This is a genomic window from Planotetraspora sp. A-T 1434 (assembly GCF_025420585.1).
In the GTDB taxonomy this organism is placed as follows: domain Bacteria; phylum Actinomycetota; class Actinomycetes; order Streptosporangiales; family Streptosporangiaceae; genus JAOEGB01.
Genome location: NZ_JAOEGB010000039.1, coordinates 26,195 through 46,975 on the forward strand (window position 1 = coordinate 26,195; position 20,781 = coordinate 46,975).

Genomic DNA, 20,781 nt, shown 5'->3' on the forward strand with positions numbered 1-20,781 from the left:
ACTGCGCGGCACCCGCTGAGACTGCCACGGGGCCAAGATCGACGTACGGCTGTCGCCCGAAACGACGTCCATCCGCTAATCGATCATGACAATAGTGCTGCTATCCGAGCCGTTTGACAGCACTATCGTCATGATCGAATGTCGTCACTTCCCTTTGACCGAGGTGAGCGTGGCGTACACGATGATGTTGTCCGTGTAGGAATGCGCCTTGGCGTTGAAGACGCCGCCACAGGTGACGAGCCGCAGTGCGGCCGTGATGGTGTTGCCGTATACCCGCATCGTCGGGAACGCCGTCTTGCTGACCTGCTCCACCCCGTCGACCGTGAAGATGGCGGTCTTCCCGTCCGCGCGCCGCACGGCGATCTTGTTGCCTCGCTTGAGCTCCCTCAGCCGGCTGAAGACGGCCGCCCCTTTCCTGGTGTTCACGTGGCCGAGGATCACGGCCGGGCCCTGGTCGCCGGGGACGGGCCCGAGGCGGTACCAGCCGGTGAGATTGGGCCTGCTCAGCGGGGGCGCCTGGATCTCGCCGTTCTTCTTCACGCCGACCCGGCCCACAGGGGCGAACACCCCGATCGCCGGAATCCCGATCTTGACTGGCCGGCCCGAGGCGGCCTTGCCGGAGGACTTCCCTGTCGTCGATGACGTCGTCAAGGGAGTCGACGATGACGAGGCGGTAGTCGTCGTGAGGGCGAGCGGCGGGAACGGCTGGAGCGCGGGCATCGGCGGCGGCGCCGTCGGCGCGGCGGCCGTCAGCGGCACGCCGGCCCCGCCCGGTCCGACCGTCGGCGGCAGGTAGGCCGCGACCTGACCCGCCTCCTGGATGTTCACCGGCAGCCCCGGTAGAGGGCCGGAATCGCTCTGCGGCGTCGGGGACAGCACGGCGAGCATCCCCACCATGATCGCCACGATCCCGCCGAACGACCCGCCGACCAGCAGCGTCGCAAGGACGGGCCGGGGCAACGGCTTACGCGCCCGCTTTGTACGGCTCACGCCTTCGGCGACAACGCCGCCAACAGGAGTGGCCTGCCCCTGCGCAGCAGCCGGCTGTACGCCCGCCGGAGCGGGGGTTCCGGCAGAAACCGACTCTCCGCCGCCTGGCGTCGCGTTCGCTGCCGGATTTCCGCCGGCTGGCGTCGCGTTCGCCGCCGCAGCCGGATTTCCGCCGGCTGGCGTCGCGTTCGCGGCCGCAGCCGGGTCTCCGCCGGCTGAAGTCGGGTTCCCGGCCTCGGGGGTGGGGGCGTCGCCGTCAGGAGTGGAGTTCATCGTCGTCATCCCCCTCAGACCGTCTCGGACCGGTCACCGGCGTGCGCGGCTCTGCGCCTGAGAAGTGCCACACCACTGAACACTCCGACGAGCAGCATCATGCTTCCCGACCCGACGAGCAGCGGTCCGGAGGCGGCGGTCCGTTCGGGCTCCTCACCCGTCTGGGCCCCGCCCTTCGGCGTGACCTTCACCTGAGCGACGGTCGGTGTCGCGGTCAGCGTGACCGTGGTCGTCGCCGTCGGCGTGGGAGTGCCAAGCACCACCACAGTGGTGAGCTGGCTCTGCGTGTTCGAGGGCGACGGGCTGGGGCTGTGACTGCCAGAGCCCGTAGGAGTCGGACTGCCCGTGCCCGTGGGAGACACGCTGCCCGACGGAGAAACGCTGCCCGACGGAGAAACGCTGGGCGAACCGCTGGCCGAGTCGGACGGGCTTATCGGCGGGCTCGCGGTCCCGCCCACATTGACCCGGATGGCCGTGGGCTTCTTCACCGGCTTGCATTCCGCGCGGAACTGCTTCGGCGCGTCCAAAAGCTGTTCGGTGACGGCTCTGAAGCCGTCCACCATGGCCCACTTGGTGTCGAGCTTCTTCACCGTGAGCGTGTGTTCCTTGTACGGCAGGCCCCGCATGCCCCAAAGCGTGTAGTTTCCCTTGTTCGCGACCAGGACCGGATCGCCGTTGGGCTCCTTGGATCCGTCCGCGGTCGCCGGGATGCCGGGCTCCCCGTCAACGAGGAACTGGACCTGTCCCCCCTGATTGGACTGCTCGGAAATGAAGTCGACGCCCGTCCCGGTGAACTTGAAGGCCGCCTCGGCCCCCATCACCTGGCTGGCGTGCACATCCACATGGACGTCCCCGATGTTGCCGTCCCGGTCGTTGTAGTCCGTCCAGTTCGGACCGTAGGTCACCGCCGGGTCGTCATCGTTGACCACTGCTTCGGACGCGGGCGGGGTGAAGTCGAGCAGGAGCCGACGAGGCACGATCTCGATTTCGCCCTCGGCCGTCGTGGCGACCGCCCCGGAGATCAGGTCGGGCAAGGCCAGTGCGCCCCCATTTTGAAGCAGCGCCTGATCCTTCGACCCGAGGGAGTCCAGCTTGCCCGCCCACGGCCCGTTGATGTCCACCACGCCGGTCGCGGAGACACGGGCGCCCGGCTGGAACAGCCCCGGTGAAAGGAACCGAGTGCCGTCCCTGTAGGCGACGCCCCACTTGACGTCGAGCGGCTGCCCCGCGGTCAGCGCGGTCTGCAGGGTGAGGGTCACCTTCAGGTTCACGCCGGAGGGTCCGGCGACCCCGCCGGTGCAGTTGTAGTTGAGATCGACCTGAACGGTCTCCGCCTTGGCCGAGGTCATTGGCAGTGTGAGGAGCGCCCCTCCTGCCACGCTAACAATCGCGGCGGCGAGGGTTCTCCGCCGTCCAGCTCTCCACCGCATCACCGCGTGCTCCCGATCGCGAAGCCTGCCCGAACAGGCGAAACCACAGTAAACCGAAGGTAGATCTTATGGGGATATAGACGCGGCCCATGAGTCCTTTGGGGCGATGGTGGCGGAGTTGTAATACGACATGGCCCCGAGAACGAGGGCAAACCACCGCCTGGCAATCGACCCCCGAGGACCAGAATCGTATTCTGTTCGCGGCATCAACCTCCGAGCCGGAAGGCGTATCCATGCGGCGTGACCTCTTCGAGGAGGAGCACCTGCTCTTCCGCGACACCGTTCGTGAGTTCCTGGCGCGTGAGGTGGTCCCGCACCACCCGCAATGGGAGAAGGACGGCATCGTGCCCCGCGAGGTCTGGAAGAAGGCCGGCGAGCTGGGGATGTTCGGCTTCGCCGTGCCGGAGGAGTTCGGCGGGTCGGGCATCACGGACTACCGCTACAACACCGTCATCGCCGAGGAGATCATCCGTATCGGGGCGACCGGCCTAGGCTTCTCGCTGCACAACGACGTCATGGCCCCCTACTTCGTGGACATGACCAACGACGAGCAGAAGCAGCGCTGGCTGCCGGGGTTCGCGTCGGGCGAGCTGATCACGGCCGTCGCGATGACCGAGCCGGGGGCGGGCAGCGACCTGCAGGGCGTCCGCACCACGGCGATCAGGGACGGCGACCACTACGTGGTCAACGGACAGAAGACGTTCATCACGAACGGCATCAACTCGGACCTTGTCGTGACCGTCACCAAGACCGACCCGACGGCCGGCGCCCGCGGCACCACGCTGCTGGTCATCGAGCGGGGCATGGAGGGCTTCACCCGCGGCCGCAACCTGGAGAAGGTCGGCATGCACGCCCAGGACACGGCCGAGCTGTTCTTCGAGAACGTCCGCGTTCCCGTGGCCAACCGTCTCGGTGAGGAGGACGGCCAGGGCTTCTTCCAGCTCATGCACAACCTGCCTCAGGAGCGGCTGTCGATCGCGGTCGGGGCGGTCGCCTCGGCGGAGGCGGTCCTTGAGGCGACCATCGAGTACTGCAAGAACCGCAAGGCCTTCGGCAAGAGCATCGGCCAGTTCCAGAACACCCGGTTCGTGCTGGCCGAGCTGGCCACCGAGGTCGAAATCGCCCGCCACTACGTGGACAAGTGCATCCTCGCCCTCAACGCCAAGGAGCTCTCGGCCGTTGACGCCGCGAAGGCGAAGTGGTGGACCACCGAGCTGCAGACCAAGCTCATCGACCGCTGCCTCCAGCTCCACGGCGGCTACGGCTACATGATGGAGTACCCCGTCGCCAAGGCCTGGCTGGACAGCCGGGTCCAGACGATCTACGGCGGCACGACTGAGATCATGAAGGAGATCATCGGCCGGTCCTTCGGCTTCTGACCGCCCTGGAGGCCGTACGGCAAGGGCCGCGCCTGCCGTACGGCTCACGCTCAGCGGAACTGCTGTCCCCAGATGGCCAGCATGACCAGCACGAACACGATCACGACGCCCGCATAGGCCACCGGGCTCAGCCGGAAGAACCTGCGAACCCGGTTCAGCGCCCACGCGAACAGGAACGCCAGGAAGACCAGAAGGATGAGTCCGGGGTCCATGCTGATCAGTATGCGGCCCCATTCCCGCGTGCGCGTGCGCTAGTCACGAGTGCTATCGAGGATCACCTTCGCCACGAGCGCGGGATCGTCACTCATCGGCACGTGGCCGCAGCCGGGCAGCAACGTGACTCGCTGCTGCGCCCACCGCGCCGCCCGTACGGCCTGGCGGCGCGGCAGCAGCCGATCATGCTCTCCCCAGGCGATCGTGATGGGGACCTTGGGCGGGGCAGGGGGCGCGATCCAGGCGAACGACTCCAACGTCTCGTCGAAGCCCGGGCATCCGCGAAGGGCCTCGGCCGCCGCCAGCAGGGCCTGGCTGGAGATCTGGGAAGGCTTGGCCACCAGCATCCCCATCGCCGCCGCCCTGCCGGCTTTCGAGGAGGCCAGCGCGGTCGCGGCCCCAGGCGGAGTGGCGCTCGCCGACGCGCGGAGCACCCGCAGCATGGTCCGTGCGTAGAGGTGCTCGGCCCGGGACCAGAACCCCGTCGGCGACAGCGCGACAGCCGTACGGACAGCCCCGCGAGAGGCGAAGTCCAGCGCGACGTAGCCTCCGAGCGAGTTGCCCGCGACGTGCGGGTCCTTCAGCCCGAGCCGCGTCCAGAACTCCTCGACCGCGACGCCCAGCGTCTCGGCGTTGTACGGCAGGCCGGACGGCAACGGGGGCGACTCCCCGAACCCCGGGAAATCGACCGCGATGACATCGTGCCGTTCCGCGAGCAGATCGAGGACGGGCAGCCAGCCCTGCCGGTGATGGCAGATGCCGTGCAGCAGGACCAGCGGTGAGCCACTGCCACGCCGGTCGTAGGCGAGCTCCATACTTGCGAGTCAAGCACCCGAATCGGCGCAGACCAAGGAACACGCGGGAGTTTTCCGGGAGAAGCGCAGCATGGCGGGACGAGAACCGCAGCGCGGGTCAAGCGAAGCGACCGGCGCGAGGACCGCATGTCCCGGCGAAGCGCGGCGACCACCACATCACACGGGCATGCCGCTTGAGGGGCCACCAATCGGAACGCGTCCAGACACGACCTAACGAGCCTGGCCGGCGAGGACGCCCGTCAGCGGCCGCCGATGGGGATCTCGAACCAGACGGCCTTGCCCTCGCGGGTCGGGCGGGAGCCCCAGCGGTTGGCGAGCTGGTCGACGAGGTAGAGGCCGCGGCCGCCCTCGTCGTTCTCCCCGGCGCTGCGGATGCGGGGCAGTCGCAGGTCCTGGTCGAAGACCTCGACCCAGATGGACTCCTTGCCCCGGCGGAGCCGCAGGGTGAACTCCTTGTCCCCGGCGATCTCCTCTTCGAAGCCCGGCACATCCCAGGACTCGTCGAACGGCAGCGGAGGCCCGTCGAGCACCAGCTCACGGCGCGGGATGCTCGCGCTGGCCGCGTGCAGCACCACATTCGTCACGACCTCGGAGACGAGCAGGCAGGCCAGCTCGGCGCGCTCCTCGGGCACCTGCCAGCTCTCGAACGCCTCGGACGCCATGCGCCGCGCCTCGCTCACCATGATCGGCTGGGCGGGGAACGTCTGCTCCTCGAACTCGAGCTCGGCCCCGACCGACCGTACGACCAGGATGGCCATGTCGTCGTCGATCTCGCCGGGAACGGCGATGGTGGCGACGTCGGCGATGCGCTCGACCGGCTCGGTGGAGATCTTCGCGACCTTGTCGCAGAGGATCTGGAGCGTCTCGTCGTCGCTGAGCGAGGGCCCTTCGGAGTCGCGGGGCGGGCGCCGGTCGACGAGGCCGTCGGTATAGAGCAGCAGGGTCGCGCCCGGAGGAAGGACCCGCGTCTCCTCCTTGTAGACCAGGTCGGCGTGCATCCCCTTGGCGCGGACGCCGAGCGGCTGGCCGACCTCGGTGATGTCCAGCTCGGCGACATTGCCGTCGACGATCAGCAACGGCGGGGCGTGGCCGGCGTTGGCGAACGACAGCTGCCGCGACCACGCGTCGTATACCAGGTACTGGCAGGTGACGATCGGCGGGTTGGTGATGTCGGCGCCGAAGTCGTCGCGCTCGGGCGCGGCGACGATCCGGGTCCACTCGTCGAGGCGGGCGAGGATGTCGGCGGGGGGCTTGTCGTCCTGCGCGAAGGCCCGCAGCGCGGCCCTGAGCTGGCCCATGACGGCCGCGGCCTTGGCTCCCCTGCCCTCGACGTCGCCGATGACGATGCCGACCCGTCCCGCGGACAGCGGGATCACGTCGTACCAGTCGCCGCCGACCTGGGTCTGGATGCCCTGCCCGTGGGACGCGAGCGGGGCCGCCGGGTAGTAGCGGACGGCGATCTCCAGCCCGTCGAGCGACGGGAGCTCACGGGGCAGCAGGTGCTTCTGGAAGGACTCGGCGGTGTGCCGCTCCTCCTCGAAGAGCAGGGCGTTGTCGACGGCGAGGGCCACCCGGGTGGCGATGGCGCCCACGAAGTCCCGGTCGAACGCGTCGTAGTGAGGGGAGCGCCGGTCGGTGAGGTTCGACATGCCGAGGTACATCAGGCCCAGCGTCTCCCCGCGGGCGCACAGCGGCGCGACTATCGCGGAGGTCATGCCGATCTCACCGCAGATGCGTGCGGAGCCCTCGCTGGGGGACGGGTAGCTGACCTGGGAGAAGTCCTCGACGAGGATGGTCTCCTGGCGGCGCAGCGCGGTGTCCGCGTAGTGGCCGGCCGGATACCTGATCTCGGCGCCCACCGGCCTCCAGGTGTCCGGCGGCGGCGACCAGCCGTTCACGTGCGTGGAGACCTTCCGCACCAGCCGGTCGCTCTCCACCAGTTCGATGAAGCAGTGGTCGGCGAACTGGGGCACCAGCATCTCGGCGACCCGGTTGAGCGTCTCCTCCACGTAGAGAGAGCCGGCGAGTCGCTCGCCGATGCGTTCGAGCAGGCCGAAGCGGTCTTTTTCGCGCTCGTTGCTGCGCATCGCCTCACGGGCGGTGATCACGATTCCGGTGACAGACCCGGACTGGTGCCGCAGCGGCACGGCCTGGGCCCGGACGTAGATCATGGTGCCGTCGCCGCGGACGACGTCGAAGGTGCCCTCCCAGACGCCTCCGCGGAGCACGTGCTTGGCGAGCTCCACCGCGAGCGGATGGTCCTTCTCCATGATTCCCAGGGAGAGGAGGGACTCCTTGCCGGAGGGGAGGCCGGGCCTGCCGAAGAGGCGCTCGGCGAAGGGGTTCCAGTAGAGAACGTTGCTGAATCTGTCGGTGACAACCACCGCCATCTCCGCGTGGTCCAGCACGGAACCGGCGGTCAGGTGATCCGCGGCGTCCTGCGACAGATCCCCCCAACGTTTCATCCCTCGACCACCCCCTGGAGACGGATGCTCGCTACGCCGGCCACGGACACTCCTGCAGGGGTTGGGATGTCGCGGGAGAGGAGGGGCTCCCTATGGGGATTCAACCAGGCACAACTCTTTCGGTCATCGCTTGGTGACGAACACGTGCGCGGCGACGTCGCGCGGGAGTTCCGCGAGAGTGCCGTCCGCTTCGCTGTCACCTGTCACCCGCACACCGTCGTCGCTCGCCGCGAGCGTCACCTCGCGTCCGGGTTGTATCCCAACTTGCTTGAGTTTAAGCATCACGGCGGGGTCGCTTTGCACTTGTTCGCTAATTCGGCGCACGACAACCGGGATCGCCGCCGGGCCTGCGAGATCGGCCATAGGAGAGACTGGCTCATCCTTGGTCAAATCAGACTCGGCCACGCCGAGCTCCGCCAGACCGGGGATGGGGTTGCCGTGCGGGCAGGCCCGCGGGTTGTCGAGGAGGCCGACGAGCCGGGTCTCCACCGACTCCGACATCACGTGCTCCCAGCGGCACGCCTCGATGTGGACCTCCTCCCAGGGCATCCCGATCACCTGGGTCAGCAGGCACTCGGCCAGGCGGTGCTTGCGCATGACCCTTATGGCCAGCGTGCGCCCGAGATCGGTCATGCTGAGGTGGCGGTCGCCCTGCACCTTGACGAGGCCGTCACGCTCCATCCTGGCGACCGTCTGGCTGACCGTGGGACCACTCTGCTGCAATCGCTCCGCGATGCGCGCGCGCAGCGGAACGATTCCTTCCTCTTCAAGCTCGAAGATCGTGCGGAGATACATCTCCGTTGTGTCGATCAGGCCGTGTGCGGTCAAAATTCCTCCAGTCCTGTATCGATGCTACGACCCCCTGAGTGTTCGCAGCCGACCCTATTGGGGAAGCGACCTAGGGTGGGAAACATCGGAGCAGAGCGATTCCTTCCGGTGGAGATCAGCCTGCCCGCCCTCCGGGACGCGGCGCGCTGCTGCGAAGGCTGTGACCTCTACCGGAACGCGACCCAGACCGTGTTCGGAGACGGCGCTCCCGACGCCCGCTACATGCTCGTGGGCGAGCAGCCGGGCGACCAGGAGGATCGCCGGGGAGCGCCATTCGTCGGACCGGCGGGCCGGATGCTCGATAAGGCGCTGGAAGAAGCGGGAATCGACCGTGAAGCGGTCTACGTGACCAACGCGGTCAAGCATTTCAAGTTCGAGCCGCGCGGCAAGCGAAGAATTCACCAGAAACCGACGGCGGCCGAGATAGACGCCTGCCGGCCGTGGCTCAACGCCGAGATGCTGCTGGTGGACCCGGCCGTGACACTGGTCCTCGGCGCCACAGCGGCGCGAGCCCTGCTGGGGCCGTCCTTCAGGGTGACCCGGCACCGCGGCGAGCCCGTCCCGCGTCGCGAGGGCGCGTATTACGTGGCGACGATCCATCCGTCGGCGATCCTGCGCGCGCCGGACCGGGACACGGCGTACGCGGGCTTCGTCGCCGACCTCAAGGTCGCCGCCGCGCTCGCGTGAGCCCGTTCAGGGGCGAGGCGCTCGCGGACCCAGGAGCCTCCGGCGAGGCGGTAGCGGATCCGGTCGTGCCTCGCGTGAGCCAGTTCAGGGGGCGAGGCGCTCGCGGACCCAGGAACCTCCGGCGAGACGGTAGCGGATCCGGTCGTGCATGCGGTCGGTCTGGCCCTGCCAGAACTCGACCTCCGACGGCAGCACCCGGAAGCCGCCCCAGAACTCGGGCAGCGGCGGGTCCTCGGGCCAGCGCTCGGCCAGCTCCCGGTAACGCGCGTCCAGTTCCTCCCGCGACCCGACGACGGCCGACTGCCGCGACGCCCAGGCCCCGATGCGGGAGCCGTACGGGCGGGTGTGGAAGTAGGCGGCGGTCTCGTCGCGCGAGAGCCGTACTGTCCGGCCCTCGACGCGAACCTGGCGGCGGATGGGGTGCCAGGGGAAGAGGAGGCAGGCGCGCGGGTTCTCGGCGAGGTCGCGCCCCTTGCGGGACTCGTAGTTGGTGAAGAAGGAGAAGCCCCGCTCGTCGAACCCCTTGAGCAGAACGGTCCGGGCCGAGGGACGGCCCCCGGCGGAGCTGGTGGCGAGAATCATGGCGTTGGGTTCGGGAAGCCCGGCGGCGACCGCGTCGGCGAACCACAGTGTGAACTGCGCCACCGGATCGTCGGCCATGTCGGATTCGAGCAGGGGCTCACCCTCGTAGCTGTGCCGGAGCCCGGGGAGTTGGGAAGCGCTGTCCACGGAACGGTATTGTTGCGCGCTTGGCAGATGTCTGGCGCACCGCCCCCTACCAGGGAGAACGGTGTTTGGGAGGGACCGGGGGCAGACCAGTGACGCCCTGAGGGTTAAATTGACCCGCCGGTATCTCGACATCAAGGCTTTTGACTTCACAAGAGAGGGAGGCGGCCGAGTATGTCCGACTTCAAACCCGGGCTCGAAGGCGTAGTGGCTTTCGAGACCGAGATCGCGGAACCGGACAAAGAAGGGGGCGCCCTTCGTTATCGGGGCGTCGACATCGAAGAGCTTGTGGGCAACGTCTCCTATGGACACGTCTGGGGCCTGCTCGTCGACAACAAATTCCAGCCGGGCCTGCCCCCGGCGGAGCCGTACCCCGTTCCTGTCCACTCCGGTGACATCCGCGTCGACGTGCAGAGCGCGCTGGCGATGCTGGCCCCGGCCTTCGGCTTCCGGCCACTGCTCGACGTGGACGACGACCAGGCCCGCGAGGACCTCGCGCGCGCCTCGGTGACCGCCCTGTCGTTCGTCGCCCAGTCCGCCCGCGGCCTGGGACTGCCCATGGTCCCCCAGAAGCGCGTCGACGAGGCCGAGAGCATCGTCGAGCGATTCATGATCCGCTGGCGCGGTGAGCCCGACCCCAAGCACGTCAAGGCCATCGACGCGTACTGGACCTCCGCCGCCGAGCACGGCATGAACGCCTCCACGTTCACCGCCCGGGTGATCGCCTCCACGGGCGCCGACGTGGCCGCGGCCCTGTCGGGCGCGGTGGGCGCGATGTCCGGCCCGCTGCACGGGGGCGCCCCCGCCCGCGTGCTGCACATGATCGAAGGCGTCGAGCAGATGGGAGACGCCCAAAAGTACGTCCAGAGCGAGCTGGACAAGGGCCAGCGGCTCATGGGCTTCGGCCACCGGGTCTACCGCGCCGAGGACCCCCGCGCCCGCGTACTCCGCCGTACTGCGAAGGAGCTGGGCGCGCCGCGCTACGAGGTCGCCGCCGCGCTGGAGACGGCCGCGCTCGAGGAGCTGCACGCCCGCAAGCCGGACCGGGTCCTCGCGACGAACGTGGAGTTCTGGGCAGCGATCATCCTCGACTTCGCCGAGGTTCCCGCGCACATGTTCACGTCCATGTTCACGTGCGCCCGTACGGCCGGCTGGGCCGCCCACATCCTGGAGCAGAAGCGCACGGGCAGGCTCGTCCGCCCCAGCGCGACCTACGTGGGCCCGCCGCAGCGCTCGGTCAACGACGTGCCCGGCGCCGGCGAGGTCGTCGGCAAGGTCTGACCCACTCCCGGCGCAGGCCTGACGTCATCCCGCCGAATCGACGGCCCGCTCCCCGGAGCGGGCCGTTTCCGGGGCCGTTTCCGGGGCCGTGCCGGTTGGGCGCGCCGTCTCGGGGGCCCCGCCGTTCGGGCGCGGCGTCCGCGCGGGGGCGTCCGGGAGATCTTTACAGAGAGGGTTCACCTCTGACCTCTCCTCGACTCTCAGCCGCCCGCAGCGGACCTTGGGGACGGAGCTCCCCGACTTGGAGTCGGCCACCTTCATGATCGCGATGACCTTGTCGACGGGGTCGTGTCTTTCCGTGTCAGCGAAGTCGATCACCCCGCTCGAACCGTTCCACGCCGAGCTCCCGGAGATGCGGGCGAGCTCGTAGAGGATGTCCCCCTTGCTGGGCAGTGCGCCCGAGCGATAGGCGGTGCTCGCCGCCTGATAGAAGACGCTGACGGCATCGTAGGTGAGGATGAGATTGTCCTCCGACGCCTTGCTGAGCCTGCCCTGCAACAGACCCAGGATGAACCCGGTCGGTGTCGGACCCGTCCGCCACAGCTCCCGGCTCGCCAGGGCCGAGTAGTAGACCTCGACCCGCTTCAGGTCCTGGATCTGCCCGCCGTGGTCGGCGACCACCTTGATGACGTCGTCGCTCGCGAGGACCTTCACCTTTTCCGGACCGCACGACTCGCCCTCGACCGCCCGCAGGAAGTCGAGGAACTCCGGGGCGCGGCCGGCGTAGAAGTACAGATCCGCATTGCTCCTGCACGCGTCTTGGGTGGCCTTGGTGATGCCTCCTCCCTGGACGCTGTAGTACACGGGATCGTGGAGCCTGATGTGCTCCGCGCTCAGCGCCGCGGTGAAGTCGTCGGCCAGGTTGTTCGTGTACTCGTCACCGGGCGACCCGTCCCGGATGATCACCGCTGACGGGGACGCCACGCCGGACAGGAGGTCGTGCCGGGCGAACCTGGCGGCCAGCGTCGCCTCTCTGAAGTTCGTCGGGCCCACATGGAAGTAGTAGGGAGACGGATAGCCCGGGAGGCGGTTGCCGCCGCTGACGTGGATCGAGCCGTCCTGGACGTATCCGAAGCGGTCGGCGGTCGCGGTGGTCCCGACCATCGGGATCTTCGCCGCGTGCAGCACACCGATCCCCTGCTCCACCCCCTCCACGCTCCGCGGGAAGCCCACCACGCCGACCACGTGCGGATCCTGTTCTCCGAGGCCGCTGATCAGCTCGGCGTCGCGTCGCCCCTGGCCGAAGTCCTCGCCGGAGTTCGCGATCAGAATCTGGAGGCGGGGGGTGCTGGTGACCGCGCGCTGGTACTCCTCCATGGCCGTCAGCTCGGAGAGGGCGCCCGCGAACCGGGGGTCCTCCGGCGACGGGTTCTTGATCGAGAACTCTCCGAAGAGGACCACGCTGACATAGGCCCCCGAGTTCCTGGCGACGGTGTTGTTCTGATCGATCTGCTTGACCAACTTTGTGACCGGGCCGCCGAACAGGCCTTCGGGGGCGGGTCCCGTGGCGTTGACGATGCCGATGCATTCCGCACCGATCCGCTCGACCCAGGGCAGGCCGCCGCAGTGCGCGTCGATGTCCTGCTGGTTCCGGATGAGCCACACGGCGGGGCCGACGAGCAGCAGCGCCACCACGGACCAGTAGCCGATCGCCCGCGCCACGCTCGGGTAGAGCCTCAACCGGTAGTCGTCCCCGGGCGGGGTCCCGGCCGCGTCGACGACCAGCCTGAGGCGGGGCACCCGCCGCCGCACCGTCTCCCGCCATCCATCGACCGCCTTCGGGAGTCGTCCCAGCTCCAGCGGCGGCGTCGGCGGCCGCTCGGCGGTGAGCGCCTGCGGCATCGCGGCCAGCACGAGGACCGGGGCCAGCAGCCCCGTCTCCTCTGTGGTCTCCTCCAGGATCCGCAGAAACCTCTCGTTGGCCTCTCCCGGCTTCCTCGCCTCCAGGACCAGCAGGCCGTACAGGCCGCGGCCCCAGCTCGGCCAGGGGATCGGCCACTTCTTGTACGCCTGGTGGAGGTCCTGGCACATGGCATGGACCAGCAGCCGGTCGATGTCCGCCTCGCTCGCGTTGGCCAGGCGGAGCGCGTACCTCGGGAGGCGTTCGAAGCGCTTTCGAGGCAGGTACGGCTGTTGCCTGAACCACCGGTTGAAGAGCGACCCCCGGATGGAGAGCAACGACTGGACCCCGGTGCCCAAAGTGGCCACGAGCACGCCGAGCACCCAGGGGAGCAGGCCCACCAGGTCCGACGGCCCTCCGAACCACCACGCGGCCAGGGTTCCCAGCGGCACCCAGGTGTAGGCCGCCCGCCCGATGAAGTCGACGGCCGTCCTGCGTCCCCGGTCTCCGCCGTACCGGCCCCTCCGCCAGACCTTGAGCCGCTCCTTGAACTCCTCCTGGCCCTTGCGCGATTGCGGATCCGGCGGCCACCGGTTGAAGGAGGTCTCCGAGGCGTCCGCCGCCGGCCGCTCGGCGCGCTGGCGGCGGGCCCACAGAACGAACTGAACGAGCGGGAAGCGCGGCGCGGGCAGGAACGACCCGCCCACCGGCTTGCCCAGCTGCCCCTGCTCCCCCGCCAGGGCCGAGACGAGGTCACCAAGAGTGTCGTGCTCTCCCGATCTGACCGACGCGTGCGGGAGCGAGTCCTCGAACGGCGCGGCGAGCTGCTTGGCGACCTCGGAAGCGTGGTCGGCCTCACCGGTGATGACGAGGATGGGCAGTGGCGCGTCCGCTCGCCAGAAAAACGGCCTACGGACCAGTCCCTCGATGACGCCGTGCAGATCGGGCAATGCGGGGATCCCTCTGAAAGCTGATCGGCGAGCGGGTTCCTATGAAGATCTCAGGGTGGCATCCCGAATCGCGCGTTCGCTATAGATCTCGCATATCTCACATGGCGGACCCGGGTCAGGACCGCCCTCCGGGGTTACTACGCTGGACCACGTGGCTGACATCGTGATTCCCGCTGACATCAAGCCCGCAGACGGCCGTTTCGGCTGCGGGCCCTCGAAGGTACGCCCTGAGCAGCTCGCCGCGCTCGCCGACTCCGGCGCGAGCCTCATGGGCACGTCCCACCGCCAGAAGCCCGTCAAGAACCTGGTCGCCCGGGTTCGCGCGGGGCTGACCGACCTGTTCTCCCTCCCCGAGGGGTATGAGGTCGTGCTCGGCAACGGCGGCACCACGGCGTTCTGGGACATCGCCTCCTTCGGGCTGATCCGGGAGCGGTCGCAGCACCTCAACTTCGGCGAGTTCTCGTCCAAGTTCGCCACGGTCGCAAAGAAGGCGCCCTGGCTCGGCGAGCCGACCGTCATCAAGTCGGAGGTGGGCAGCCACCCGCTTCCGGTGGCCGAGGAGGGCGTGGACGTCTACGCCCTGACCCACAACGAGACCTCGACCGGCGTGGCCATGCCGGTCAAGCGGGTCGTCGAGGACGACTCGCTGGTCCTGGTCGACGCCACGAGCGGCGCGGGCGGCCTGCCCGTCTCCGCCGAGGAGTTCGACGTCTACTACTTCGCGCCCCAGAAGAGCTTCGCCTCCGACGGCGGCCTCTGGCTCGCGCTGTTCTCGCCCAAGGCCCTGGCCCGGGTGTGCGAGATCGCGGACAGCGGCCGGTTCGTCCCCGAGTTCTTCAGTCTCCCGACGGCGATCGACAACTCGTCGAAGGACCAGACCTACAACACCCCGGCGGTCGCCACACTGTTCCTGCTGGCCGACCAGCTCGACTGGATGAACTCCCAGGGTGGCCTGGCGTGGACGACGGCCCGCACGGCCGACTCCGCCTCGCGGCTGTACACGTGGGCCGAGAAGACGTCCTACACCACGCCGTTCGTCGCCGACCCGGCGCAGCGCTCCAACGTCGTCGGCACCATCGACTTCGACGACTCCGTGGACGCCGCGGCGGTCGCCAAGGTCCTGCGGGCCAACGGCATCGTGGACACCGAGCCCTACCGGAAGCTGGGCCGCAACCAGCTCCGCGTCGCGATGTTCCCGGCCATCGACCCGGCCGACATCGAGGCGCTCACAACCTGCGTCGACTACGTGGTCGAGCGGCTCTAGAACCGCCCCGCCGTACGGCTGAGCAGGCCCGTGCCGCATCGCGGCGCGGGCCTGTGGTGTTTCTGTCTTACGACGGCGTGGAGGCCGTCAGGAGGGCCTGCGGCGGCGCAGCAGCCAGGCGGCGAGGACACCGCCGATCAGGCCGAAGAGATGCCCCTGCCAGGAGATCCCCGGCTGGCTCGGCAGGGCTCCCCAGAGGATCGAGTAGTAGAGCACGGCGACGACCACGCCGAGCAGGATGTCGAGGGCCCGGCGATCGAACAGCCCCCGAGCTACGACATAACCGAAATATCCGAAAACGAGGCCGCTCGCGCCCACTGTCAGTGTGTTGGGCGGGCTGGTGAACCAGACGCCCAGACCGCTCACCACGATGATGAGGAGGCTGGCGGCGAGAAACCGCCCGAGCCCCCGGATGGCCGCCAGGAAGCCAAGGATCAGCAGCGGCACCGAGTTGGCCATCAGGTGCGCGAACCCGGCGTGCAGGAACGGGGCGAAGAGGATCCCGGCCAGGCCGTCCGGCTCATGCGCGACGATGCCGTAGCGGTCGAGGCGCCCGTCCTCGACGTAGTCGACGACCTCGATCGCCCACATGGCGGAGACAAGGACGAACATCACGATCGCGCTGCCCAGTGCCCCGCTCAGGAGCCTGGCCGTGCGATCCCGCAGCGACCGGCCGGATGGGGGAAGCCCGGTCCCGGAATCGTTCATGCCTTCACCGTACGCAGTTGCGGTCACGAACGGTCGCTCTGCCCACCCCCGGCGTGATCATGCGCACGTTCCCGAACCCCTGCGCCACCCCGGCGTGATCATGCACACGTTCCCGGACCCGCTGCGTCACCGCTTCGTGATCATGCATACGTTCCCGGACCCCTTGCGTCGCCGCCTCGTGATCATGCACGGATTCCTGGCGACCGCGCCGCGGCGGCCCCCTTCGAGGAGCGACCACGCCCGTTCCCCGCGAGGACCGATCATGCCCTCGCGGGGAACGGGGAAAGGCTGCTACTCGCCCTTCCAGACGGGCGCGCGCTTCTCGGCGAAGGCCGCCGCGCCCTCCATGGCGTCCTTCGAGCCGAAGACCGGGTTGACGATCGCCCCCTGCTTCGCGAACATCTCCTCCCGCGGCCAGTCCGCGGACTCCACGATCACCTTCTTGGTCGCCGCGAGAGCCAGAGGGGCGTTCGCGGCGATCGCGCGAGCCATGGCGAGTGCCCCGTCGAGGGCCTCCCCCGCGGGCGTGATCCGGTTGACCAGACCCAGCTCGTAGAGCCGGGACGCGGGGTAGTGATCTCCAGTCAGGGCGATCTCCATGGCCACGTGGTACGGAACACGCCGCGGCAGCCGCATGATCCCACCCGCACCGGCCACCAGGCCGCGCTTGGGCTCCGGCAGGCCGAACCTGGCCTCCTCGGAGGCGACGACGATGTCGCACGCGAGGGCCAGCTCGAAGCCGCCCGCGAGGGCGTAGCCCTCGATCGCGGCGATGAGCGGCTTCAGCGGCGGGGCCTCGGTCAGCCCGCCGAACCCGCGCCCCTCGACGACGGGCATGTCGCCGTTGAGGAAGCCCTTCAGGTCCATGCCCGCGGAGAACGTGCCGCCCGCGCCCGTGAGGACGATGACCGACACGTCCTTGCGCTCGTCCAGCTCGTCCACGGCGGCGGCGATGCCGCGCGCCACGGTGCCGTTGATCGCGTTCCTGGCCTGCGGACGGTTGATCGTGATGACGGCGACGCCGCCGTCCACCGATACGAGAACCTCGTCAGACACTTGACCTCACTCGGTTACTTGGGCTGGAAGCGGATGCCGCCGTCGAAGCGGATGACCTCGCCGTTCATGTAGTCGTTCTCGATCAGCGCGCGGACGAGATGGCCGAACTCCGACGCGCGGCCCATCCGCTTGGGGAACGGCACGGGCGCGGCCAGTTTGGCCTTGAACGCCTCGGACTCGGGGCCGGAGCCGTAGATCGGGGTGTCGATGATGCCGGGGGCGATCGTCAGGACGCGGACGCCGATCGCCGCCAGGTCACGGGCGGCCGGAAGGGTCATGCCGATGATGCCGCCCTTGGACGCCGAGTACGCCACTTGGCCGGTCTGGCCCTCGATGCCCGCCACCGAGGCGGTGTTGATGACCACGCCACGCGCGCCGTCGGCGTCGGCCGGCCCGGTCTTCGCCATCGCCGCCGCGCCGATCCGCATGAGGTTGAACGTGCCGATCAGGTTGACGTCGATCACCTTGCGGTAGGAGGCCAGGTCGTGCGGAGAGCCGTCGCGGTTGACGGTCCGGGACGCCCATCCGATGCCCGCGCTGTTGACGACGGCGCGCAACGGCTTGCCGGTGGCCACCGCCGCGTCCACGGCGGCCTGCACCGAGGCCTCGTCGGACACGTCGGTCTGCGCGAACACGCCGCCGAGCTCGTCGGCGAGAGCCTTGCCGCGCTCTACGTTCAGGTCGGCGATGACCACGGTCGCGCCGACGCTCGCCAGCTCACGGGCCGTGGCCTCACCGAGGCCGCTGGCACCGCCCGAGATGATTGCTGCTGCTCCGTTCAGGTCCATAGCCGGACCTTAACGCCCCAACCGAATGAAGTTCTACTCGGGGTGGTTCAAAATCGCGGTGTCGACATCGGGGTAGACCCTGATGCGCCGGTCAAGACCGGTCGTGCGGAGGATGCGGGCCACGGGTGCCTGTGGCGCGGCCAGGCAGACGCCGCCGCCCTCGCTCGTGGCGAGCCGCCACGCCTCGATGAGCACGCTCAGGCCGCTGGAGTCCATGAACGACAGGGCTGCGAGGTCGAGGACCAGCGTGGCGCCGTCCTTCGTGATGGCGTCGCGCACCTCGTCCCGCAGGAACGGAGCGGTGAAAAGGTCGAGCTCGCCTTCGACCGCCACGACGACGGCGCCCGAGAGCGAACGGCGCGCGAGCCGCAGCTTCATCGTCGAACCTCCTCCGCGAGGCCCACTTTACTTGCGCATCACCCTCTATGAGCGGACGTCAATGAGCGGATACGGCGAAGCCGTACGGCAGTTCCAGGCGGTGGGCGGCCAAGAGCTCCTCGTCGGCGAGCAGGGAGCGCGTGGGCCCGTCGGCCGCGATCACCCCGCCGGAGAGGATCAGCGAGCGCTCGCACAGCTCCAGCGCGTACGGCAGGTCATGCGTGACCATCAGCACCGTCACGTCCAGACTTCTCAGAATCTCGGCGAGCTCGCGGCGGGACGCGGGGTCGAGATTGGACGACGGCTCGTCCAGCACGAGGATCTCCGGCTCCATCGCGAGCACGGTGGCCACCGCCACGCGCCGCCGCTGGCCGAAGGACAGGTGGTGCGGCGGCCGGTCGATCGCCTCCAGCATGCCGACCCGCTCCAGCGCGTCCTTCACCCTCTGCTCCAGCTCCGCCCCCCGCACGCCAAGGTTGGCCGGGCCGAACGCGACGTCCTCCCGCACGGTCGGCATGAAGAGCTGGTCGTCGGGGTCCTGGAACACCAGCCCCACCCGGCGGCGGATCTCCCGGAGCGTGTCCCCGCGCACGGGCAGCCCGGCCACCTCGACGGAACCGTGACCGGCGGTGAGGATGCCGTTGAGGTGCATGACCAGCGTGGTCTTCCCCGCGCCGTTCGGCCCCAGGAGCGCGACCCGCTCCCCCCGCCCGATGGTCAGGTCCACGCCGAAGAGCGCCTGCGTCCCGTCGGGATAGGCGTAGGCGAGGCTGCTGACCTTCAGCGACGTGGCGGTCATGTGAGGCTCCACGACAGCACGGCCGTCGCCGCCGCGAGGCCGGGAAGGAGCGCGGCGGCCCCCCACTGCCGTGCGGACGCCGGCAGCTCCCGGATCATCGGCATCTCGCCGGTGTAGCCACGGCTCAGCATCGCGAGATGCACCCGCTCACCCCGTTCGTACGACCTGATGAACAGCGCCCCCGCCGACTTCGCCAGCACGGGCGCCTGCCGGATGTCCCTGGGCACGAATCCCCGCGATTCCCGGGCGATCCGCATCCGGCGCATCTGGTCGAGGATCACGTCCATGTAGCGGAGCATGAACGTCGCGATCTGCACGAGCAGCCGCGGCAGCCGGAGCCGCTCCGCGCCCAGCAGCATCATCCGGGGCTCCGTGGTGGCCGCCAGCAGGATCGAGGCGATCACACCGAGGGTCGCTTTGGCCAGGACGTTCCACGCCGCCCACAGGCCCGGGACGCTCAGCGAAACACCGAGCACGTCCACCCGCTCCCCCAGGCCGATGACCGGGATCGCCACCGCGAACAGCACGAAGGGGACCTCGATCACCATGCGCCGCAGGATGAAGGGCGCCGGGACTCGCGCGGCCACCGCCACGCCCGCCAGCAGAAGGGCGTAGACCCCGAACGCCCAGAAGCTCTCACGGGGCGTCGCGACCACCGCGACCGCGAAAGCCGCCGCGGCCAGCAGCTTGCACTGTGGCGGAAGCCGGTGCACGAGCGTGTCCCCTGGCCGGTAGAGCTGGTGATGATGCCCCGCGCTCACCGGTGGCCCACCCTGCGGCGGCTCACATGGCTCACTTCGCTCACGTGGCTCACGTGGCTCACGTGGCTCACGCTGTGACCTTGTGGCGCTGCCTGCGCCGGACCGTGTAGAAGATCCCGCCGCCGCCGGCGACCGTAAGAGCCACTCCCGCGACTCCCGCGAGGCCCCCCGACAGCCGCGCGTCGCCGATCCCCTTGACGCTGTAACCGGCCAGCGGGCCGTTCCCCAGCTCACTCGGCTTCTCGTGCGCGTTGAAGCCCTTGTCGGCGGCCACCTTGTTGAGCCCGTCCGGCGAGTTGGAGGCGTAGAACGAGACGACCCCGGCGAGCAGGAGGGCGACGAGCCCGCCGCCGACCAGGATCGGCCGCAGCCCTCGCCTCGGCGCGGCAGCGGGCCGCTCGACCGGGATCTCCCCGTCGGCCGTCTTGAGCACCAGCGGCGCCGCCAGGCCCCGCGCGCCGTACACCAGGTCAGGGCGTACGGCGAGCACACTGCTGACGGTGAGCGCGGTGATCAGCGCCTCGCCGAGGCCGATCAGGACGTGCACGCCGCCCATCGCCGCGGCCACGGAGGACACCTCGATCGGCGCGGTGCCGCCGAGCCAGAACAGCCCCGTGAAGCAGAGGGCGGCCGCGGGCACGGACACCACCGCGGCCGCGAACGACCCCGCCACCACGGCGGTACGGCCGCGCGGCCCGGCCCGGCGGATCCCGCTCCCGGTGATCAGACGGAAGACGGCCCAGCCGACGACCGTGGTGACGATCGCCATGAGCGTGATGTTGACGCCCAGCGCGGTGAGCCCGCCGTCGGCGAAGAAGAACGCCTGCACGATCAGCACGACGGCCACGCATAACACGGCCGTGTAGGGCCCCACGAGGATCGCGGCCAACGCCCCTCCGAGCAGGTGACCGCTGGTGCCGGCCGCGACGGGGAAGTTGAGCATCTGGACGGCGAAGATGAACGCCGCCACGAGACCGGCCATGGGGGCGGTCCGGTCGTCGAGCTCGCGCTGGGCGCGCTTCAGGCAGACGGCCATCCCGGCGGCCGCGAAGGCCCCCGCGCCGACGGAGACGGGAACGTCGAAGAACCCATCGGGTACATGCACAGCAAGCCCCTCCGAACTGGGTGGATCTGTCCCCAACTCTAGGAC

At 69.3% G+C, this 20,781-nt stretch carries 19 protein-coding genes; 4 read left to right on the forward strand and 15 right to left on the reverse strand.

Translation table 11 applies throughout. The features are described from left to right. Positions 1-144: 144 nt before the first annotated feature. Positions 145-990 (reverse strand): class F sortase, encoded by an 846-nt coding sequence (locus N5079_RS32845; protein ID WP_261588094.1) that lies wholly within the window; start codon positions 988-990, stop codon positions 145-147. A gap of 287 nt (positions 991-1,277) precedes the next feature. Further along, positions 1,278-2,612 carry a hypothetical protein gene (locus N5079_RS32850; protein WP_261588095.1) on the reverse strand — a complete coding sequence of 445 codons (1,335 nt, stop codon included), beginning with the start codon at positions 2,610-2,612 and terminating at the stop codon, positions 1,278-1,280. A gap of 314 nt (positions 2,613-2,926) precedes the next feature. Between N5079_RS32850 and N5079_RS32855 the strand changes: the two genes are divergently transcribed. Next, entirely contained in the window at positions 2,927-4,072 is a 1,146-nt protein-coding gene (locus N5079_RS32855) for an acyl-CoA dehydrogenase family protein (RefSeq protein WP_261588096.1), read from the forward strand. A gap of 50 nt (positions 4,073-4,122) precedes the next feature. On the opposite strand, the gene N5079_RS32860 is transcribed toward N5079_RS32855, so the two are convergent. From N5079_RS32860 to N5079_RS32875, 4 genes are all read right to left on the reverse strand, one after another. Further along, on the reverse strand, positions 4,123-4,284 hold the full coding sequence (locus tag N5079_RS32860; protein WP_261588097.1) for a hypothetical protein: 162 nt from the start codon (positions 4,282-4,284) through the stop codon (positions 4,123-4,125). 39 nt (positions 4,285-4,323) lie between these two features. Next, positions 4,324-5,100, reverse strand: coding sequence for an alpha/beta fold hydrolase (locus tag N5079_RS32865; RefSeq protein WP_261588098.1), 777 nt, complete (start codon positions 5,098-5,100; stop codon positions 4,324-4,326). Positions 5,101-5,339: 239 nt separating this feature from the next. Beyond that, positions 5,340-7,565, reverse strand: coding sequence for a SpoIIE family protein phosphatase (locus N5079_RS32870; protein WP_261588100.1), 2,226 nt, complete (start codon positions 7,563-7,565; stop codon positions 5,340-5,342). A 123-nt stretch (positions 7,566-7,688) separates the two neighbouring features. Continuing rightward, positions 7,689-8,393: a metal-dependent transcriptional regulator gene (locus tag N5079_RS32875; RefSeq protein ID WP_261588101.1), complete on the reverse strand. Its 705-nt coding sequence runs from the start codon at positions 8,391-8,393 to the stop codon at positions 7,689-7,691. A gap of 108 nt (positions 8,394-8,501) precedes the next feature. Here N5079_RS32875 and N5079_RS32880 point away from each other — a divergent pair, with 108 nt between their 5' ends. Continuing rightward, positions 8,502-9,080: a UdgX family uracil-DNA binding protein gene (locus N5079_RS32880; protein ID WP_261588102.1), complete on the forward strand. Its 579-nt coding sequence runs from the start codon at positions 8,502-8,504 to the stop codon at positions 9,078-9,080. Positions 9,081-9,164: 84 nt separating this feature from the next. On the opposite strand, the gene pdxH is transcribed toward N5079_RS32880, so the two are convergent. Next, the gene (pdxH, locus tag N5079_RS32885; RefSeq protein WP_261588103.1) at positions 9,165-9,809 is read right to left on the reverse strand and encodes a pyridoxamine 5'-phosphate oxidase; all 645 of its coding nucleotides are present in this window, start codon (positions 9,807-9,809) and stop codon (positions 9,165-9,167) included. 171 nt (positions 9,810-9,980) lie between these two features. Here pdxH and N5079_RS32890 point away from each other — a divergent pair, with 171 nt between their 5' ends. Next, entirely contained in the window at positions 9,981-11,087 is a 1,107-nt protein-coding gene (locus tag N5079_RS32890) for a citrate synthase 2 (RefSeq protein ID WP_261588104.1), read from the forward strand. Between the two features lie 24 nt (positions 11,088-11,111). Here the strand turns inward: N5079_RS32890 and N5079_RS32895 are convergent, their stop codons facing one another. After that, entirely contained in the window at positions 11,112-13,877 is a 2,766-nt protein-coding gene (locus N5079_RS32895; protein ID WP_261588105.1) for an ABC transporter substrate-binding protein, read from the reverse strand. Positions 13,878-14,028: 151 nt separating this feature from the next. On the opposite strand from N5079_RS32895, the gene serC reads away from it, so the two are divergent. Continuing rightward, on the forward strand, positions 14,029-15,141 hold the full coding sequence (gene serC / locus N5079_RS32900) for a phosphoserine transaminase (protein ID WP_261588106.1): 1,113 nt from the start codon (positions 14,029-14,031) through the stop codon (positions 15,139-15,141). 87 nt (positions 15,142-15,228) lie between these two features. Here serC and N5079_RS32905 read toward each other — a convergent pair whose 3' ends face one another. From N5079_RS32905 to N5079_RS32935, 7 genes are all read right to left on the reverse strand, one after another. Beyond that, positions 15,229-15,849 carry a rhomboid family intramembrane serine protease gene (locus tag N5079_RS32905; RefSeq protein ID WP_261588107.1) on the reverse strand — a complete coding sequence of 207 codons (621 nt, stop codon included), beginning with the start codon at positions 15,847-15,849 and terminating at the stop codon, positions 15,229-15,231. Positions 15,850-16,140: 291 nt separating this feature from the next. Continuing rightward, complete coding sequence (locus N5079_RS32910) at positions 16,141-16,905, reverse strand: crotonase/enoyl-CoA hydratase family protein (protein WP_261588108.1); 765 nt, start codon at positions 16,903-16,905, stop codon at positions 16,141-16,143. A 14-nt stretch (positions 16,906-16,919) separates the two neighbouring features. Next, complete coding sequence (locus tag N5079_RS32915) at positions 16,920-17,693, reverse strand: SDR family NAD(P)-dependent oxidoreductase (protein WP_261588109.1); 774 nt, start codon at positions 17,691-17,693, stop codon at positions 16,920-16,922. Positions 17,694-17,726: 33 nt separating this feature from the next. After that, complete coding sequence (locus tag N5079_RS32920) at positions 17,727-18,071, reverse strand: STAS domain-containing protein (RefSeq protein ID WP_261588110.1); 345 nt, start codon at positions 18,069-18,071, stop codon at positions 17,727-17,729. Between the two features lie 58 nt (positions 18,072-18,129). Beyond that, positions 18,130-18,870: an energy-coupling factor ABC transporter ATP-binding protein gene (locus N5079_RS32925; protein ID WP_261588111.1), complete on the reverse strand. Its 741-nt coding sequence runs from the start codon at positions 18,868-18,870 to the stop codon at positions 18,130-18,132. Next, positions 18,867-19,631 (reverse strand): cobalt ECF transporter T component CbiQ, encoded by a 765-nt coding sequence (cbiQ, locus tag N5079_RS32930; protein WP_261588112.1) that lies wholly within the window; start codon positions 19,629-19,631, stop codon positions 18,867-18,869. Before cbiQ ends, N5079_RS32925 begins: the two co-directional genes overlap by 4 nt. 67 nt (positions 19,632-19,698) lie before the next feature. Then, positions 19,699-20,736: an energy-coupling factor ABC transporter permease gene (locus N5079_RS32935; protein WP_261588113.1), complete on the reverse strand. Its 1,038-nt coding sequence runs from the start codon at positions 20,734-20,736 to the stop codon at positions 19,699-19,701. Between the last annotated feature and the right edge of the window lie 45 nt (positions 20,737-20,781).

Excerpts from the sequence above, each read along its gene's own strand:
- N5079_RS32850 (WP_261588095.1), bottom strand. The coding sequence starts at position 2,612 with ATGACCTCGGCCAAGGCGGAGACCGTTCAGGTCGATCTCAACTACAAC.
- N5079_RS32855 (WP_261588096.1), top strand. The coding sequence starts at position 2,927 with ATGCGGCGTGACCTCTTCGAGGAGGAGCACCTGCTCTTCCGCGACACC.
- N5079_RS32860 (WP_261588097.1), bottom strand. The coding sequence starts at position 4,284 with ATGGACCCCGGACTCATCCTTCTGGTCTTCCTGGCGTTCCTGTTCGCG.
- N5079_RS32865 (WP_261588098.1), bottom strand. The coding sequence starts at position 5,100 with ATGGAGCTCGCCTACGACCGGCGTGGCAGTGGCTCACCGCTGGTCCTG.
- N5079_RS32870 (WP_261588100.1), bottom strand. The coding sequence starts at position 7,565 with ATGAAACGTTGGGGGGATCTGTCGCAGGACGCCGCGGATCACCTGACC.
- N5079_RS32890 (WP_261588104.1), top strand. The coding sequence starts at position 9,981 with ATGTCCGACTTCAAACCCGGGCTCGAAGGCGTAGTGGCTTTCGAGACC.
- N5079_RS32905 (WP_261588107.1), bottom strand. The coding sequence starts at position 15,849 with ATGAACGATTCCGGGACCGGGCTTCCCCCATCCGGCCGGTCGCTGCGG.
- N5079_RS32915 (WP_261588109.1), bottom strand. The coding sequence starts at position 17,693 with ATGGACCTGAACGGAGCAGCAGCAATCATCTCGGGCGGTGCCAGCGGC.
- N5079_RS32920 (WP_261588110.1), bottom strand. The coding sequence starts at position 18,071 with ATGAAGCTGCGGCTCGCGCGCCGTTCGCTCTCGGGCGCCGTCGTCGTG.
- N5079_RS32925 (WP_261588111.1), bottom strand. The coding sequence starts at position 18,870 with ATGACCGCCACGTCGCTGAAGGTCAGCAGCCTCGCCTACGCCTATCCC.